This window comes from Streptomyces sp. NPDC033174, from assembly GCF_055577795.1.
In genome coordinates this window covers 137558-154046 of record NZ_JBVIPQ010000008.1, presented here as the reverse complement: position 1 = coordinate 154046, position 16489 = coordinate 137558, and the positions used below count along the sequence as shown (strand labels likewise).

The 16489-nt window shown below is 70.5% G+C and carries 20 protein-coding genes and 4 tRNA genes; 11 read left to right on the top strand and 13 right to left on the bottom strand.

Annotated features, from left to right (window positions below; translation table 11 throughout):
* Nucleotides 1-49 precede the first annotated feature (49 nt).
* Complete coding sequence (secE, locus tag ACZ5VC_RS25025) at nt 50-337, bottom strand: preprotein translocase subunit SecE (protein WP_468708380.1); 288 nt, start codon at nt 335-337, stop codon at nt 50-52.
* 108 nt (nt 338-445) lie between these two features.
* Nucleotides 446-518, bottom strand: a tRNA-Trp gene (locus tag ACZ5VC_RS25020).
* A 181-nt stretch (nt 519-699) separates the two neighbouring features.
* Here ACZ5VC_RS25020 and ACZ5VC_RS25015 point away from each other — a divergent pair.
* Nucleotides 700-1926 carry a pyridoxal phosphate-dependent aminotransferase gene (locus ACZ5VC_RS25015; RefSeq protein WP_469122271.1) on the top strand — a complete coding sequence of 409 codons (1227 nt, stop codon included), beginning with the start codon at nt 700-702 and terminating at the stop codon, nt 1924-1926.
* Between the two features lie 122 nt (nt 1927-2048).
* Nucleotides 2049-3068 carry an adenosine deaminase gene (locus ACZ5VC_RS25010; protein WP_469122270.1) on the top strand — a complete coding sequence of 340 codons (1020 nt, stop codon included), beginning with the start codon at nt 2049-2051 and terminating at the stop codon, nt 3066-3068.
* Here ACZ5VC_RS25010 and ACZ5VC_RS25005 read toward each other — a convergent pair.
* Nucleotides 3058-3657 (bottom strand): TetR/AcrR family transcriptional regulator, encoded by a 600-nt coding sequence (locus tag ACZ5VC_RS25005; protein WP_469122269.1) that lies wholly within the window; start codon nt 3655-3657, stop codon nt 3058-3060. The two genes, ACZ5VC_RS25010 and ACZ5VC_RS25005, sit on opposite strands and share 11 nt — an antisense overlap.
* Before the next feature lie 87 nt (nt 3658-3744).
* Between ACZ5VC_RS25005 and ACZ5VC_RS25000 the strand changes: the two genes are divergently transcribed.
* Nucleotides 3745-4377 carry an NAD(P)-dependent oxidoreductase gene (locus ACZ5VC_RS25000; RefSeq protein ID WP_469122268.1) on the top strand — a complete coding sequence of 211 codons (633 nt, stop codon included), beginning with the start codon at nt 3745-3747 and terminating at the stop codon, nt 4375-4377.
* A gap of 31 nt (nt 4378-4408) precedes the next feature.
* On the opposite strand, the gene ACZ5VC_RS24995 is transcribed toward ACZ5VC_RS25000, so the two are convergent.
* From ACZ5VC_RS24995 to ACZ5VC_RS24960, 8 genes are all read right to left on the bottom strand, one after another.
* On the bottom strand, nt 4409-5464 hold the full coding sequence (locus tag ACZ5VC_RS24995) for a UDP-N-acetylmuramate dehydrogenase (protein WP_469122267.1): 1056 nt from the start codon (nt 5462-5464) through the stop codon (nt 4409-4411).
* Between the two features lie 89 nt (nt 5465-5553).
* A complete protein-coding gene (locus ACZ5VC_RS24990; protein WP_469122266.1) occupies nt 5554-6993 on the bottom strand; it encodes an MFS transporter in 1440 nt (479 codons plus the stop codon).
* An 84-nt stretch (nt 6994-7077) separates the two neighbouring features.
* Complete coding sequence (locus ACZ5VC_RS24985) at nt 7078-7647, bottom strand: TetR/AcrR family transcriptional regulator (protein WP_469122265.1); 570 nt, start codon at nt 7645-7647, stop codon at nt 7078-7080.
* Nucleotides 7648-7729: 82 nt separating this feature from the next.
* A complete protein-coding gene (locus tag ACZ5VC_RS24980) occupies nt 7730-8158 on the bottom strand; it encodes a MaoC family dehydratase (protein ID WP_469122264.1) in 429 nt (142 codons plus the stop codon).
* A 2-nt stretch (nt 8159-8160) separates the two neighbouring features.
* Nucleotides 8161-8613, bottom strand: a complete 453-nt coding sequence (locus ACZ5VC_RS24975; protein ID WP_469122263.1) for an FAS1-like dehydratase domain-containing protein — start codon at nt 8611-8613, stop codon at nt 8161-8163.
* Between the two features lie 95 nt (nt 8614-8708).
* Nucleotides 8709-8873: a 50S ribosomal protein L33 gene (gene rpmG / locus ACZ5VC_RS24970; protein ID WP_007265873.1), complete on the bottom strand. Its 165-nt coding sequence runs from the start codon at nt 8871-8873 to the stop codon at nt 8709-8711.
* An 88-nt stretch (nt 8874-8961) separates the two neighbouring features.
* Nucleotides 8962-9034 (bottom strand) — tRNA-Met (locus ACZ5VC_RS24965).
* Between the two features lie 46 nt (nt 9035-9080).
* Nucleotides 9081-9153 (bottom strand) — tRNA-Thr (locus ACZ5VC_RS24960).
* A 231-nt stretch (nt 9154-9384) separates the two neighbouring features.
* Here ACZ5VC_RS24960 and ACZ5VC_RS24955 point away from each other — a divergent pair.
* From ACZ5VC_RS24955 to ACZ5VC_RS24945, 3 genes are read left to right on the top strand one after another with little or no spacing between them, the layout of a single operon-like run.
* Nucleotides 9385-10632: an amidohydrolase family protein gene (locus tag ACZ5VC_RS24955; protein ID WP_469122262.1), complete on the top strand. Its 1248-nt coding sequence runs from the start codon at nt 9385-9387 to the stop codon at nt 10630-10632.
* Between the two features lie 34 nt (nt 10633-10666).
* On the top strand, nt 10667-11323 hold the full coding sequence (locus ACZ5VC_RS24950; RefSeq protein ID WP_469122261.1) for an SDR family oxidoreductase: 657 nt from the start codon (nt 10667-10669) through the stop codon (nt 11321-11323).
* A gap of 22 nt (nt 11324-11345) precedes the next feature.
* Nucleotides 11346-11840 carry a GyrI-like domain-containing protein gene (locus ACZ5VC_RS24945; protein ID WP_469122260.1) on the top strand — a complete coding sequence of 165 codons (495 nt, stop codon included), beginning with the start codon at nt 11346-11348 and terminating at the stop codon, nt 11838-11840.
* Between the two features lie 84 nt (nt 11841-11924).
* Here the strand turns inward: ACZ5VC_RS24945 and ACZ5VC_RS24940 are convergent.
* Nucleotides 11925-12006, bottom strand: a tRNA-Tyr gene (locus ACZ5VC_RS24940).
* A gap of 216 nt (nt 12007-12222) precedes the next feature.
* Between ACZ5VC_RS24940 and ACZ5VC_RS24935 the strand changes: the two genes are divergently transcribed.
* From ACZ5VC_RS24935 to ACZ5VC_RS24920, 4 genes are all read left to right on the top strand, one after another.
* Nucleotides 12223-12711: a YajQ family cyclic di-GMP-binding protein gene (locus ACZ5VC_RS24935; protein WP_468708407.1), complete on the top strand. Its 489-nt coding sequence runs from the start codon at nt 12223-12225 to the stop codon at nt 12709-12711.
* Between the two features lie 327 nt (nt 12712-13038).
* Nucleotides 13039-13425 carry a rodlin gene (locus ACZ5VC_RS24930; protein WP_469122259.1) on the top strand — a complete coding sequence of 129 codons (387 nt, stop codon included), beginning with the start codon at nt 13039-13041 and terminating at the stop codon, nt 13423-13425.
* 304 nt (nt 13426-13729) lie between these two features.
* Nucleotides 13730-14233, top strand: a complete 504-nt coding sequence (locus tag ACZ5VC_RS24925; protein WP_469122258.1) for a methylated-DNA--[protein]-cysteine S-methyltransferase — start codon at nt 13730-13732, stop codon at nt 14231-14233.
* Entirely contained in the window at nt 14230-14868 is a 639-nt protein-coding gene (locus ACZ5VC_RS24920) for an alpha-ketoglutarate-dependent dioxygenase AlkB family protein (protein ID WP_469122257.1), read from the top strand. The genes ACZ5VC_RS24925 and ACZ5VC_RS24920 overlap by 4 nt, the downstream gene beginning before the upstream one ends.
* Here ACZ5VC_RS24920 and ACZ5VC_RS24915 read toward each other — a convergent pair.
* Complete coding sequence (locus ACZ5VC_RS24915) at nt 14865-15134, bottom strand: GlsB/YeaQ/YmgE family stress response membrane protein (protein ID WP_469122256.1); 270 nt, start codon at nt 15132-15134, stop codon at nt 14865-14867. The genes ACZ5VC_RS24920 and ACZ5VC_RS24915 overlap by 4 nt on opposite strands.
* Before the next feature lie 85 nt (nt 15135-15219).
* Here ACZ5VC_RS24915 and ACZ5VC_RS24910 point away from each other — a divergent pair, with 85 nt between their 5' ends.
* The gene (locus tag ACZ5VC_RS24910; protein WP_469122255.1) at nt 15220-16458 is read left to right on the top strand and encodes an APC family permease; all 1239 of its coding nucleotides are present in this window, start codon (nt 15220-15222) and stop codon (nt 16456-16458) included.
* Nucleotides 16459-16489: the final 31 nt, after the last annotated feature.

Sequence of the window (16489 nt, the reverse complement as noted above, 5' to 3'; positions counted from 1 at the left end):
GGGTGGAACATGCGAAAAGGGGCGCCCGCGGGGGCGCCCTCCGCGGGACTCAGCCGAAGACGTACTTGACTGCTTCCTGGAAGCCATAGTCAATCACGGTCACGAGACCGATCATGATGACGACGAAGACGATCACAACGGTGGTGTAGGTCGACAGCTGGCTCCGAGTGGGCCAGACGACCTTGCGGAGCTCCGCGATAATCTGCCGGTAGAAAAGCGCGAGACGGCCCAGGGGGCCCTTCTTTCCACGCTTACCGCCCTTGCGGGCCTTCTTCTTGGACTCCGGCGCTTCGTCCTCGGCATCAGGCATGTCGATGGAGCCTACGGCGTCCGTCACGATCTCTCACCTGATTCCGGGTCGTGGCCGTGCCGCGCCCGGGTGGAGCCGCACGGCGGTGCAATGAAGACGTACATGCATGCGCACACAACCTGGCGGTGTGTGTAGCAGGGCCGGAGGGACTTGAACCCCCAACCGCTGGTTTTGGAGACCAGTGCTCTACCAATTGAGCTACGACCCTTTGTGGTTCCCCCAACCTACCCCATCCGGAGATGTGGTCGGTGCGGGCCAACGACCAGTGAGTGTACGTGTTCACAGGCCGTGCGTCGAACAGAAAGCACCGGCGACCGCCGATGACCGTTCCTGTCCGCTCCTCGAAACCTGTGTGCCGGGTACGAAGGCCGTCTGGGACGATGGGCCGCATGAGCGCTGCAACCCCTCCCACCGAGCGCCGGGTCTCCGCCCGAGTCGGCGCGATCTCCGAGTCCGCGACCCTCGCCGTCGACGCAAAGGCGAAGGCCCTCAAGGCCGCCGGCCGTCCGGTGATCGGCTTCGGCGCGGGTGAGCCCGACTTTCCGACGCCCGACTACATCGTCGAGGCCGCGATCGAGGCCTGCCGCAACCCGAAGTACCACCGCTACACGCCGGCCGGCGGACTTCCCGAGCTGAAGGCCGCCATCGCCGCGAAGACGCTGCGCGACTCCGGTTACGAGGTCGACGCCTCCCAGGTCCTGGTGACCAACGGCGGCAAGCAGGCGATCTACGAGGCGTTCGCCGCGATCCTCGACCCGGGCGACGAGGTCATCGTCCCGGCTCCCTACTGGACGACCTACCCCGAGTCGATCCGCCTCGCGGGCGGTGTCCCGGTGGAGGTCGTCGCCGACGAGACCACCGGCTACCGGGTCTCCGTCGAGCAGCTGGAGGCGGCGCGCACGGCGCGGACGAAGGTGGTCCTCTTCGTCTCCCCGTCCAACCCGACGGGCGCGGTGTACACCGAGGCCGACGCCGAGGCGATCGGCCGCTGGGCCGTCGAGCACGGCCTGTGGGTGCTGACCGACGAGATCTACGAGCACCTGGTCTACGGCGACGCGAAGTTCACCTCGCTGCCGGCGATCGTCCCCGAGCTGCGCGACAAGTGCGTCGTGGTCAACGGTGTCGCCAAGACCTACGCGATGACGGGCTGGCGCGTCGGGTGGATCGTGGGGCCGAAGGACGTGGTGAAGGCCGCGACCAACCTGCAGTCGCACGCCACCTCCAATGTCTCCAACGTGGCGCAGATCGCGGCGCTGGCCGCCGTCTCCGGGAACCTGGACGCGGTCGCCGAGATGCGCGCCGCCTTCGACCGCCGCCGGCAGACCATCGTGCGGATGCTCAACGAGATCGAGGGTGTGTTCTGCCCGACCCCGGAGGGTGCGTTCTACGCGTACCCGTCGGTGAAGGAGCTGCTCGGCAAGGAGATCCGCGGCAAGCGTCCGCAGACCTCGGTGGAGCTCGCGGCGCTCATCCTCGATGAGGCCGAGGTCGCGGTCGTACCGGGCGAGGCCTTCGGTACGCCGGGCTACCTGCGGCTTTCGTACGCGCTGGGCGACGAGGACCTGGTCGAGGGCGTGTCCCGGATCCAGAAGCTGCTCGCGGAAGCGCGCGCCTGAGTTCTCAACGTTCTGAGGAGCGGGTCCCCGGTTTCGGCCGGGGACCCGTTTTTTCGTTCCATCACGCACCCGTTCGGGGAAAGGGGCTGCCGTACGCCGGACGGTTGCGGCAAGATCCCCCAATGGAGCACGTCCGCGACATCCGTCTGCTGCCCAAGGCCCATCTGCATCTCCACTTCACCGGCTCGATGCGGCCCACGACCCTGATCGAGCTCGCCGACAAGTACGGCGTCCATCTGCCCGACGCGCTGAGCAGCGGTACGCCGCCCAAGCTGCGGGCCACCGACGAGCGCGGCTGGTTCCGTTTTCAGCGGCTCTACGACATCGCCCGCTCGTGTCTGCGTGAGCCCGAGGACATCCAGCGACTGGTCCGCGAGGCGGCCGAGGAGGATGTCCGCGACGGGTCCGGCTGGCTGGAGATCCAGGTCGACCCCACCTCGTACGCCCCTCTGTTGGGCGGGCTGATCCCGGCGCTGGAGATCATCCTGGACGCGGTGGACGCGGCGTCGCGCGAGACCGGCCTCGGGATACGTGTCCTGGTCGCGGCCAACCGGATGAAGCACCCGCTGGACGCCCGCACGCTGGCGCGTCTCGCCGTCCGCTTCGCCGACCGGGGTGTGGTGGGTTTCGGTCTCTCCAACGACGAGCGCCGCGGTCTGGCGCGGGACTTCGACCGGGCGTTCGCCATCGCGCGGGAGGGCGGGCTGCTCGCCGCGCCGCACGGCGGGGAGCTGACGGGACCGGCGTCGGTGCGGGACTGCCTGGACGATCTGCGTGCGGGGAGGATCGGGCACGGGGTGCGGGCGGCGGAGGACCCCCGGCTGCTGCGCAAGCTCGCCGATCGCGGGGTGACCTGCGAGGTCTGCCCCGCGTCGAATGTGGCTCTGGGGGTGTACGAGAAGCCCGAGGACGTGCCGCTGCGGACGCTGTTCGAGGCCGGGGTCCCGATGGCGCTGGGCGCGGACGACCCGCTGCTCTTCGGGTCGCGGCTGGCCGCCCAGTACGAGATCGCCCGCCGCCACCACGGGTTCACCGACGCCGAGCTGGCGGAGCTGGCCCGTCAGTCGGTGCGGGGGTCGGCGGCGCCGGAGTCGGAGAAGGAGAAGCTACTGGCCGGCATCGACCAGTGGATCAGCGGCTGAGGCCGCGCAGGAGGGTGCGGGCGATCGACGCGGCGAAACTGTCGAGGTCCTGCGGGGGCTTGCCGTCGGGCGTCATGTCGTAGGCGAAGGCCCGTTGGGCGCAGGCGCCGAGGAGCAGGGAAGCAGCCGCGTAGGTGTCCGCGTCCTGGCTGATCCGGCCGGCCCGCTGTTCGGCGCGCAGGTACTGGTCGACGCCGCGGATCGGCATGTGCGGGCCCGCGCCCAGTTCCCGCATCGCCTCGTCGTGGCGCTGCTTGAGCCGGGGGTCCGCGTAGAGCGAGGCGGCGATCGGGAAGCTCTGGGCGTAGAACTCGGCGGCGCGGTGGGCGATCTCGGTGAGGTTCTCCTCCACACTCCGCTCCCCCGGCTCGGCGATGAGGCGGTGGACCAGCGGGTGGAGCCTGGGCAGCCGTTCCATGAGGACGGTCACGAAGAGCTCCTCCTTGCTGGCGAAGCTCTTGTAGAGGGCGGCTTCCGAGCAGCCGGCGGCCTTGGCGATCTCCTTGGTCGTCGCGCGGGCGAGGCCGAGGGTGAGCATGAGCTCGTAGGCGGCGTCGACGATCCGGACGCGGGCCGGCTTCTGCTGCATGGCGGTTCCAACCAGGCTTGACGGAATGGTGAGTGAGTACCCACTCTAGGGGTGAGTGAATACTTACCCACCTTGGGAGGGCGCGCGATGAGGCTCACGGTTTTCGGTGCGACCGGCGGAATCGGCCGAGAGATCGTCCGGCAGGGTCTGGCGGCCGGCCATCAGGTGACGGCGGTGGTGCGCGATCCGGCCGGGTTCACGCTGACGGGGGACGCGCTGGAGGTGTTCCGGGCGGATCTGCGGGACCCCGAGGCGCTGCGACCCGCGGTCGCAGGCCGGGACGCGGTGCTCTCCGGGCTCGGCTCGCGCGGCCGCAAGGCCGACGGGATCACGACGGCCCTGACCCGGTCAGTGCTGGCGGCGCTGGAGGCCGAGCGCGTCCGCCGGTTCCTGGTGGTGAGCGCGGCGCCGCTGGCCGACACACCAGCGGACGAGCCGATGATCGACCGGATGTTCGTCAGCGTGGTGAAGGCGGCTCTGAAGGAGGTGTACGCCGACCTCAGGCTGATGGAGGGGGAGCTCGCGGCCAGCGCCACCGACTGGACGTCCGTCCGGCCGCCGAAACTGACCAACGGACCGGTCACCGGGGTCTACCGGACCGTCGTCGGCGCCAATCCGCGCTCCGGCCGGAACATCGCCCGCGCCGATGTGGCGCACGCGATGCTGGCGATGGTCGACGACCCGGCGACGCTGAGGCAGCCGGTGGGTGTCGCGTACTAGGACCGCGTACCCACCCGCGTCCGCGGCGCGCCTACAGCTCGACGCCGACGGTCACCGGCTCGTTCACCAGGGTGATCCCGAAGGCGTCCCGCACCCCGGCGACGACCTCGCGGGCCAGCGCCAGCAGGTCCTCGGTCGTGGCCGCTCCCCGGTTGGTGAGGGCGAGGGTGTGCTTGGTGGAGATACGGGCCGGGCCGGTGCCGTACCCCTTGGTGAAGCCCGCCTTGTCGATCAGCCAGGCGGCCGAGGTCTTGACCCTGTCGTCGCCCGCCGGGAAGGCGGGCGGCGTGACGTCCGGCCCCAGCCGCTCCCTGGCCGCCGCGAGGAAGGTCTCGTACTGCCCGGCCGTCAGGATCGGGTTGGTGAAGAAGGAGCCGGCCGACCAGGTGTCGTGGTCCTCGGGGTCCAGGACCATGCCCTTGCCTGCGCGCAGCTTCAGTACGGTCTCGCGGGCCGTGACGAGAGGGACGCGCTCCCCCGCCTCCACACCGAGCGAGCGGGCGGTCTCGGGGTACTTGAGCGGCGCGCTCATGCCCCCGGCGTCCTCCAGCTCGAAGCGCACGCGCAGCACCACATAGCGGTCCGGGTGCTGCTTGAAGCGGCTGTGCCGGTACGAGAAGTGGCAGTCGGCGTTCGCCAGGGTGACCGTCTCGCGCTCCCGGCGGTCGTAGGCGACGACCTCCGTGATGGTCGAGGAGACCTCCTGGCCGTAGGCCCCGACGTTCTGGATCGGGGTCGCGCCGGCCGAGCCGGGGATGCCCGCGAGGCACTCGATGCCCGCGAGCCCGGCCTCGACGCTCCGGGCGACGGCGTCCGTCCAGACCTCGCCCGCGGCCAGCTCCAGCCGCGTGCCGTCCAGGGCGAAACCGGTGGTGGCGATGCGCAGGGCGGTTCCGTCGAAGCCCTTGTCACCGATGACCAGGTTGGAGCCGCCGCCGATGATCAGCAGCGGGGTGCCGGCGTCGTCGGCCTCCCGCACGGCGTCGATCACCTCGGCGTCCGTGGTGGCCGTGACGAGCCGGGCGGCGGGGCCGCCCAGCCGGAAGGTGGTCAGGGGGGCGAGGGGGGCGTCGTGGAGTTCCTGCACAGGCGCAAGAGTACGGGGCCCGCGAGCACGGCCGCGGAAAGGTGTACGGCCCCGCCGGGATCCCGGCGGGGCCGCGCGGAAGCGCGGTGTCAGGCGGCGATCAGCTCGCGGTCGCCGCTCTCGGGGAGGTCGGGGGCTTCCTGGGGCGCCGGGCGCCGGGCCGGGATGAGAAGCGCGGCGACCGCTGCCAGGGCCACTGTCGCGGCGCCGGCCCACAGGGCGGGCGTCAGGCCGTCGACGAAGTGGCGTCCGGAGTCGTAGCCACCCTGGGCGGCGAAGATCGAGGACATCACCGCGATGCCGAGGGCGCCGCCGACCTCGCGCAGGGCGTTGTTGGCGCCGGAGGCGATGCCCTGCTCGGAGGGGCGGACGCTGGACATGACCAGGTTGGCGGCCGGTGCGAAGAAGAGGCCCATGCCGATACCGCTGACGATCAGGGCGGGGAGCTGGACGGCGTAGGACGCGTCGGGCGCCACGACCACGGCGTACCAGGCGAGACCGAGCGCCTGGAGGGCCAGCCCGGCGGCGACCACCGGGCGGCCGCCGATCCGGTCGGAGAGGTAGCCCGCGATCGGCGCCGCGATCATCGGCATGCCGGTCCAGGGGAGCATGCGCAGTCCGGCCTCGGTGGGCGAGTAGCCGAGGACGCCCTGCATGTACTGGCTGAGCAGGAAGATCGACCCGAACATGCCCAGGAACATCAGCAGACTCGCCGCGTTGATGCCGGTGAAGGCACGGCTGCGGAAGAGGCGCATCGGGAGCATCGGCGCCTTGTTGCGGATGCCGTGGTGGACGAACCCGCCGATCAGGGCGGCGCCCGCGATCAGCGCGGTGAGCACGGTGGTGCTGGTCCAGCCGTCGAGGGGGCCGCGGATCAGCCCGTACACGATGCCGAAGAGGCCGCCGCTGGCGAGCAGGGTGCCGGCGATGTCGAGCCGGGCGCCGGTGCCGTACGACTCGGCGAGACGCAGCCGGGCGAGGGGCAGCAGGGCGAGCCCGAGCGGCACGTTCAGCCAGAAGATCCACTGCCAGGACACGTGCTCGGTGAGACTCCCGCCGATGAGCGGGCCCGAGGCCACGGCGAGGCCGTTGACGGCTCCCCAGATGCCGTACGCCATACCGCGCTTGGCGGCCGGCACGGCCGCGGTGAGCAGGGTGAGGGTGAGCGGCATCATGATCGCGGCGCCGACGCCCTGGACGGCACGGGCGGCGATCAGGGCGTCTATGCCGGGAGCGAGGGCGGCCGCGGCGGAGGCGCCGGTGAAGACCGCGAGTCCGGTGATGAAGAGACGGCGTCGGCCGAAGCGGTCACCGAGGGCGGCACCGAACATCAGCAGCACGGCGAAGGTGAGGGTGTAGGCGCTCACCGTCCATTCGAGGTCGTCCAGCGCTCCGCCGAGATCCTCGCGGATCGAGGGGAGGGCGGTGGTGACGACCAGGTTGTCCAGGGCCGCCATGAAACCGGCGACGCTGGTGAGGACGAGAGCCCAGGCGGCTCCGGTACGGCGTTCGGTCACGTGCCCGTTCATCGCGGTCCCTTCCGAGGACAAGGTTAGTTATTGATGACTAACTTTCGGGAGCAGAAAAGAGCTCGGAGAGCCCTCGTGGTGCGGTTACTTCTCGAGCCGGCCCGTGAGCCGGGCCGACGGATAAAGCCCCTGCCAGATCCTGTGCTCCGGCGCAAAACCCATGGCGACCAGGGTGTTGATCAGCATCCCGTAGGCCATGAACGTCGTGGTCCCGTCGATGTCGGCACCGAGCGGCACATGAACCGTGTCCCAGAGCTCCAGCCAGCCGGCCCGCACGGCCTCCCCGAGCTCGTGGTCGCCGGCCGCCTCGGCCGCCGCCACCGTGGTGTACACCTGCATCTGCATCAGCAGACGCTCGGGGTTCTCCGCGATGACCCCGGTGTAGGCGTTGGCCATGGCGTGCAGGGCCTCTTCACCCTCCAGCCCCTCCGACGCCTCGGCGAAGACCCGCCGGGCTTCGGCGAGGCAGCGCTCGGAGGCCGCGAGGAAGATCGCCTTCTTGCTCGGGAAGAGACGGAAGAGATACGGCTGCGAGACACCCACCCGCTTGGCGATCGCCTCGGTGGAGGTGCCGTAGTAGCCCCGCACGGCGAACTCGCTCATCGCCGCCCGGATGACGCTCTCGCGCCGGTCTTCCGCGCTCATCCTGACCATGGATCTGAAGTTAGTGGTCAATAACTAACTTTGTCAACGAGGGAACCGGGCAGCCGCCGTTTCCGGCGGCCACCCATGGCTCTCAGCCGAGCCGGACCACCGCGCGGGACATGCCCAGCACCTTCTGGCCCGCCGCCGTCGCGGTCAGGTCGACCCGGACCTTGTTGTCGTCCAGTTTCGCCCCGACCTTGGCGCTGACCTCGATCACAGCGCCCTTGTCGTCATTGGGGACCACGACCGGCTTGGTGAACCGGACGCCGTACTCGACGACCGCACCGGGGTCGCCGGCCCAGTCGGTGACGACACGGATCGCCTCGGCCATGGTGAACATGCCGTGCGCGATGACATCGGGGAGGCCGACCTCGACCGCGAACTTCTCGTTCCAGTGGATGGGATTGAAGTCCCCGGAGGCGCCGGCGTACCGCACCAGCGTGGCGCGCGTCACCGGGAAGCTCTGCGCCGGCAGCTCGGTGCCGACCTCGACGTCATCGAACGCGATCTTCGCAGCCATCGTCAGCTCTCCTCCGCCGCACGCGACACGAGCTTGATCCACACGGTCACGACGTGCTCGCCGGACTCGTCGTACACCTCGCCGCGGATATCCAGAATGTCGTTGCCCGCCATCGACTTGATCGCCTCGATCGTCGAGGTGACCGCCAGCCGGTCCCCGGCCCGCACGGGACGGGTGTAGGCGAACTTCTGGTCGCCGTGCACCACCCGGCTGTAGTCCAGACCCAGTTGCGGGTCCTGGATGACCTGCCCGGCAGCCTTGAATGTGATAGCAAACACAAAAGTCGGCGGGGCGATCACATCGGGGTGACCGAGCGCCTTCGCGGCTTCCTGATCGGTGTAGGCGGGATGCGCGTCCCCCACCGCTTCGGCGAACTCGCGGATCTTTTCCCGGCCGACCTCGTACGGCGCGGTGGGCGGATAGGTCCGGCCCACAAAGGACTGGTCGAGTGCCATGAACTCGCTACCTCCTGCTACTCCTGGCAAATGATCCGGTGAAACGACACGAGGCCGCCCCCTGGCGGGGACGGCCTCGCATACGAGCCTGAGTGTTAGCGCGTCTCGCGGTGCGCAGTGTGCGAGTTGCAGCGCGGGCAGTGCTTCTTCATCTCCATGCGATCCGGGTTGTTACGCCGGTTCTTCTTGGTGATGTAGTTCCGCTCCTTGCACTCCACGCAGGCCAGCGTGATCTTCGGGCGGACGTCGGTGGCAGCCACGTGAGTGCTCCTTGACGGACAGATGGACGGATGAACGCATAAAAGAGTAGCCGATCGAAGGACCGACCCCACAATCGGCTACCGTGTGTAGCGGTGACCGGACTTGAACCGGTGACACAGCGATTATGAGCCGCTTGCTCTACCGACTGAGCTACACCGCTGCGATGACGGATCCCCTCACCCGAAGGTGAGGATCACCACCATCAGAGCCCCAATACGGAATCGAACCGTAGACCTTCTCCTTACCATGGAGACGCTCTACCGACTGAGCTATTGGGGCGAGCGATGAAGACATTACACGGTCCTGCGCCCATCGCCCAAATCCGTTTCGCCGCCCCGCGCGACGACCTTCCCGGCGCCCCCGCTCCGGCCCCGCCCCGCCCGTCCCATAGGCCACTCGTGGTCTCACCGGTACGACTATTGCGCTCCTCCTCGAAGCCCGGTCGGGGCGCCCCTAGGCTCGGCTCACGCTCGTGATCTTGTACATACGCCCGAGCCCCACGGGAGCGCGATGTCCGCCGACAACCAGCAGCCGCAGCCACCGGACGACCGTGCCGCAGCCACCGCGGACACCACCTCGCTGCTGCTCAGCGGCGCCCGGCTGACGGACGGCCGCACGGTCGACGTACGGCTCGGCGGCGGACGCATCGAGGCCGTCGGCACGGTCGGCAGCCTCAGCGCCCTGGGCGCCCGCGTCGACCTCAGCGGCTATCTGCTCCTCCCCGCCCCCGCCGAGCCGCACGCCCACGCGGACACCGCGCTCAGCGCCGACTCCCCCGGGCCCGTCTCGTACGCCACCGACGAGGTCCAGCGGCGCGCCACCGAATCCGCGCTGCTCCAGCTGGGGCACGGGGCGACCGCCCTGCGCGCGCACGTGCGGATCGGGGACGTACAGGAGCTCGGCCCCCTGGAGGCGGTCCTCCAGGCGCGGCGCTCCCTGCGCGGGCTCACCGATCTGACGGCGGTGGCGGTGCCCCGGCTGCTGACCGGAGTCGCCGGGGCGGACGGGCTCGCCATGCTCCGGGACGCGGTGAAGATGGGCGCGGGCGTGGTGGGCGGCTGCCCGGACCTGGATCCCGACCCGGCCGGGTACGCGGAGGCGGTCCTGGAGATCGCCGCGGAGCACGGCTGCCCGGTCGATCTGCACACGGACGGTGACGATCCGGCCAGGCTGGCACGGCTCGCGGCGATGGCGGGCGGGCTGCGGCCCGGCGTGTCGATCGGTCCCTGCGCCGGGCTCGCCCGGCTCTCGGCCGACGCGGCGACACGGGCGGCGGACCAATTGGCGGCGGCGGGCGTGACCGTGGTCTGCCTCCCCCAGGGCGGCTGCGGCGGTACGGAGATGCGTGGAACGGCCCCCGTACGGCTGCTGCGGGCCGCCGGCGTCCGTCTCGCGGCGGGGAGCGGCTCCCTGCGGGACGTGTCGAATCCGGTGGGGCGCGGGGACCCACTGGAGGCCGCCTATCTGCTGGCCTCGCAGAGCGGTCTGCGGGCGGTGGAGGCGTACGGCGCGGTCAGCGCGGCGGCGCGGCGGGCGATGGGGCTGGCCGAGGTGCGGGTGGAGGCGGGCTTTCCGGCGGAGCTCCTGGCCGTGCGGGGCGAGCGGCTGACGGGCGTGCTGTCGCTCGCGTACAGCCGGATCGTGGTGCACCGCGGACGGGTGGTGGCGCGGACCAGTGCGGTGCGGGAGTACTGCGACTCCGCGGTCGCTGTCGCCCTCGACCTGCCCCGTCAGGGCCGGCCGGATCCGGGTCCCTGAGCGCTTTCGCCGTTCCGGTCGTACGGTCGGAGACATGCGCATTGTCATCGCTGGTGGACATGGACAGATCGCCCTGCGTCTGGAGCGGCTGCTCTCGGCCGCGGGGCACGAGGTCGCGGGCATCATCCGCAACCGGGACCACGCGGACGACCTGCGGGACGCCGGGGCCGAACCGGTCGTACTGGACCTGGAGTCGGCGACCCCGGAGGCGGTCGCGGCGGCCCTCGCGGGCGCCGACGCAGCGGTGTTCGCCGCGGGCGCGGGCCCTGGCAGCGGCGCCGAGCGCAAGGACACCGTCGACCGGGCGGCGGCGGAACTCTTCACCGAGGCGGCGGAACGGGCGGGCGCCCGGCGGTTCGTGATGGTCTCTTCGATGGGCGCGGACGCCGAACGGGCGGGCGACGAGGTCTTCGACGCCTATCTGCGCGCGAAGGGCGCCGCCGACGACTTCGTACGGGCCAAGATGGGCCTGGAGTGGACGATCCTGCGCCCCGGAATGCTGACGGACGACGCGGGCACCGGGCTGGTCCGCCTGGAGGCGTCGACGGGGCGGGGGCCGATCCCCCGGGACGACGTGGCGGCGGTCGTCGCGGAATTGCTGGAGACCTCCTCGACTGCGGGCCTGACGCTGGAAGTCGTCAGCGGCTCGGTGCCGGTGGCGGTCGCCGTGAAGGACGTCGCGGGGAACTGAGGCCGAGTTGCGAGAGGGACGCATGAGCGCGATCAAGGTGGTGCAACGGGCCGAGCAGCCGTACGTCTTCATGCGGCGCTCGGTACGGCTGGACGGCTTCGCGGAGATCGCCGACCGGCTGCCGGAACTCATCGGCTGGCTGACGACCCGCGGCATCCGGATCGCGGACGCGCCCTTCTTCCGCTTCAACACCGTGAACATGACCGGCGAATCGGACGTCGAGGCGGGCGTCCCGATCGCCCACCCGCCCGAGCCGGAGGGCGACATCGGCGTCGCGGTCCTCCCGGCGGGCCACTACGCGACGGTCCGTCACATCGGTCATCCCGACAATCTGTCGGACGTGGCGTCGCGGCTGCGGGCGTGGGCGGTGGAGCAGGGCCTGGAGTGGGACATGACGCGCTCGGCGGACGGCGTGGAGCGGTGGGGCTGCCGCATCGAGTCGTACCGCACGGACCCGCGCGAGGAGCCGGACGCCTCGAACTGGGAGACGGAAGTGGCGTTCCGCCTGGCCGACTGAGCCGACCGTGAGGCCACGCGCCCCCGATGTACGAAAACGGCCCCTGATCCGCGTTTCCGCAGATCAGGGGCCGTTTCTATCGCGTGGCGGCGCCAGGATTCGAACCTGGGTAGGCTAAGCCGACGGATTTACAGTCCGCTCCCATTGGCCACTCGGGCACACCGCCATGGGATGCGTTGCCGAGAGTGACCGCTTGGGGCGGAGCTCCGTGGCAACGACGTAAACGATACCTGATGACCGGGGGTGCTTCGCCACCGGATTGATCAGCGCCCGGGGCGGGTGGGGGTGGCTAGGCTTTGGGGTGGTGGCCAGGGCAGCCCGGCCACCCCTCTGAGCTATCCCTCAGCAGCCCCTACGCACCCGATACAAGGAGCCACAGGACATGGCCGACTCCAGTTTCGACATCGTCTCGAAGGTCGAGCGGCAGGAGGTCGACAACGCCCTCAACCAGGCCGCCAAGGAGATCTCGCAGCGCTACGACTTCAAGAACGTCGGGGCCTCGATCTCCTGGTCCGGCGAGAAGATCCTGATGGAGGCGAACTCCGAGGAGCGGGTCAAGGCCATCCTCGACGTCTTCGAGACGAAGCTCGTGAAGCGCGGCATCTCGCTGAAGGCGCTGGACGCCGGCGAGCCGCAGCTGTCGGGCAAGGAGTACAAGATCTTCGCCACGATCGAGGAGGGGATCTCCCAGGACAACGCCAAGAAGGTGGCGAAGATCATCCGCGACGAGGGCCCGAAGGGCGTCAAGGCGCAGGTGCAGGGTGACGAGCTGCGGGTCAGCTCGAAGAGCCGTGACGACCTCCAGGCCGTGCAGCAGCTCCTGAAGGGCAAGGACCTGGACTTCGCGATCCAGTTCGTGAACTACCGCTGATCTCGGCGCCCGGCCCTTCGCGGCAGCCCGGTGTCCGCGCCGGCGATCTTGTGCGCCCCTGTGTGAGCCCATCCGTCACGGCGGGTGGGCTCGCACTGTTTCCGGGTGGGGCCTCGCGGTGCTTCCGAGTGGGGCGCAGGGCCCTTTCCTGCGGGGTTCTCGTCGCCTCCGGGGCCTCTCATGCGCTCGCGTTCCCGCGCAATGGCGTTGATCTGCTGATTGCGCCACGCGAGTGAAGACGCGGAACCAATCCGGTTTCCCGACGGTTGATCAGCTCGCTTCGGTAACGGAGCATGCCAGGGCTCTTCAGCACAAGAAGGAAAACTCGTGATCAAGAAGATTCTTGCTACAACGGCGATGGCGGCCTCCGTCCTCGGTGTTTCGGCGACTGCTGCCCCGCACGCCATCGCGGACGACGGTAACCACGCGACCCAGATCGGCAACAAGGCCTCGCAGAACATCGGCGCCACGACCACCTACGGCAAGATGAGCCCGAACATGGCCCTCATCCAGGGTGGCGTGCTCAACTGCGTGCCCATCCAGGACATCCACGCCCAGGTTGCGGCCCTCATCGGTGTCAATGTTCAGGACCTCCTGGAAGGGAAGGCGCAGCAGAACTGCAGCCAGATCTCTGCCAACCAGAACGGCGACAACCCGCTGTCGCACGTCCTGGACGGCCTCCTCTCGGACAACGGCTCCAACAACCAGAGCTGATCGTCGTCGATGTGAAGCCCCGGCCACCGCGGGCCATTCCTCCGCCTGCGGCAGCCGGGGCTTCGCCCTCCCGGCTTCGGCTTTTCGGTCGTTGAATTGCGGGCCCCGGTTTTTGCGATGTTTTCCGGTGCTCGATTCCTCAGCCCCCTTCCAGGCGTATTCCATGCCGAGTGAGGGGGCTGAGTCATGTCCGCGCCTTGTCATGGCTGCGAGATGATGTCCGAATACCGCCAGCACCGATGAGGCGCCGGACGCAGACTCGTAGAGGCAGGACAGCAGGGACGCGAGTGGAGGAAGACGAGCCATGACGGTGTACGCGAGGGTCGGCGGGCCGCTGGGCGAGATGCTGCTGGTCGGTGAGGTGTCCGCCACGGCGAAGGGTGGCACCGCGCTCGCCTCGCTCTCGCTGACCGGGCAGAAGGGCGCCGTCGCCGTCCAGGACGGCTGGGTGCACGACCCGGCGGCGTTCGAGGAGATCGGCGGCCGGCTGCGGTCGTACTTCGCCGGGACGCTGAGGCGCTTCGACCTCGAGTACGTGAGCGCGGGTACGGACTTCCAGCGGCGCGTCTGGCGGGCGCTGGAGGACATTCCGTACGGCACGACGACGACGTACGGCGAGATCGCTCGGCTCGTCGGGGCGGCGGGGGCGGGTGTCCGGGCCGTGGGGACCGCGATCGGGCGCAATCCGCTGCTGGTCGTGCGGCCCTGCCACCGGGTGATCGGCGCGGACGGGGCCCTGCGGGGGTACGCCGGCGGGGTGGAGCGCAAGGAGCGGCTGCTCGCTCTGGAAGGCGCCCTGGCGCCGTGACGGACGGGCTGTTCCCGCTGCCGAGTGCGCGGGCGGTCGTGGCGCCCGGCGCCGTGCACGTGCCGGGGTGGCTGTCCCCGGAGCGCCAGGGGGAACTGGTCGAGGCGTGCCGGGAGTGGGCCCGGGGGCCCCTGCCGTTCCGGCACACCGTGCTGCCGGGCGGCGGGGTGATGTCCGTACAGACGTTGTGCGTGGGCCGGCGGTGGGAGCCCTACCGGTACACCGGCGCGGCCGTCGCATTCCCCGAGTGGCTCGCGGAGTTGGGGCGTGAGGCCGTGGCCGAGGCGTACGGGGAGCACGGCGGGTACGCCCCGGACACCGCACTGGTGAACTTCTACGACGCCGGGGCGGGCGCGAAGATGGGCATGCACCAGGACAAGGAGGAGCGGTCGGCCGCGCCGGTGGTCTCGCTGAGCCTGGGGGACACCTGTGTCTTCAGGTTCGGGAACACCGAGAACCGTCGACGGCCCTACACGGATGTGGAGTTGGTCTCGGGAGATCTCTTCGTCTTCGGCGGCCCCTCGCGCATGGCCTACCACGGCGTCCCCAAGGTCCGTCCGGGGACGGCCGATCCCGCCCTGGGGCTGACCGGCCGGCTCAACATCACCCTGCGGGAGACCGGCCTTTCGGTCTAGCGGGAGCGCGAGTGGCCGAAGAAGATCCGGTACACGATGAGCAGCACGAGCGAGCCGCCGATCGCGGCTATCCAAGTGGCGCCGTCGTAGAACTCGTTGCTGATCGGCCGGTCCATGTAGCGGGCCGAGATCCAGCCGCCGATGAACGCGCCGGCGATGCCGATGAGGGTCGTGCCGATCAGACCGCCCGGGTCCCGCCCGGGCAGCAGGATCTTGGCGACGACTCCGGCGAGCAGACCGAGAACGATCCAGCTGATGATGCCCATGCCGTGAACCTGCCTTTCGTACGTGGTGTCCCCAAGGACGCCTAGGCCGCCGGGGGTGGTTGCGGCGAACAGTAGGGTGCGGCGCATGACACAGGAACTGCGCCGGTCACTGGGGGTCTTCGACGCGGTCGTCATCGGGCTGGGCGCGATGGTGGGGGCCGGGATCTTCGTGGCGCTCGGGCCGGCCGCCGCGGCGGCCGGGTCCTGGCTGCTCGTGGGCCTGGCGGTGGCGGCCGTGGTCGCGTACTGCAATGCGACGGCGTCGGCCCGGCTGGCCGCCCTCTACCCGGCGTCGGGCGGCACCTATGTGTACGGTCGCGAACGGCTCGGTCCCTTCTGGGGGTATCTGGCGGGCTGGGCCTTCGTCGTGGGCAAGACGGCGTCGTGCGCCGCGATGGCCCTGACTGTCGGCGCGTACGCGTGGCCGGATCAGGCGCACGCGGTGGCGGTCGCCGCGGTGGTGGCGCTGACTGCCGTGAACTACGGGGGCGTTCAGAAGTCGGCGCTGCTGACCCGGGCGATCGTGGCGCTGGTGCTGGCGGTCCTGGTCGCGGTGGTCGTCTCCTGTCTCGGCTCGGGGAGGGCTGACTTCGGGCATCTCGGACTGGGCTCCGACGCCTCGGCGGGCGGGGTGCTGGAGGCGGCGGGGCTGCTGTTCTTCGCGTTCGCCGGGTACGCCCGGATCGCCACGCTCGGTGAGGAGGTCAGGGATCCGGCCCGGACCATCCCCCGCGCCGTGCCGCTGGCCCTGGGCATCGCGCTGCTCGTGTATGTCGCTGTCGCGGTCTCCGTCCTTTCGGTGCTGGGCGCGGGCGCGCTGGGCGGGTCGGCGGCGCCCCTCGCCGACGCGGCCCGGGCGGCGGGCGCGCGGTGGCTCGTTCCCGTGGTGAGCGTCGGAGCGGCGGTGGCCGCCCTCGGCTCGCTGCTCGCGCTGATCCTCGGTGTGTCCCGCACGACCCTGGCCATGGCCCGCGACGGCCATCTGCCGGCCGCGCTCGCCGTCGTCCACCCCCGGTTCCGGGTCCCACACCGTGCGGAGCTCGCGGTGGGGCTGATCGTCGCGGTGGTGGCGGCGACGGCGGACGTGCGCGGGGCGATCGGCTTCTCGTCGTTCGGCGTGCTGACGTACTACGCCATCGCCAACGCTTCGGCGTGGACGCTCGGCGGGGCGAGTGAGCCGGGTCGCACCCGGGGCCGGCTCCTGCCGGCGCTCGGTCTGATGGGGTGCACCGCGCTGGCGTTCGCGCTGCCGTGGGCTTCCGTGGCGGCGGGGGCCGCGGTGCTGGCGGCGGGCGCGGTCGTCTACGCGGTGCGGCGGCGCTGAGGCGCTCCGCCGGATATCCGGTGGTGCGGCG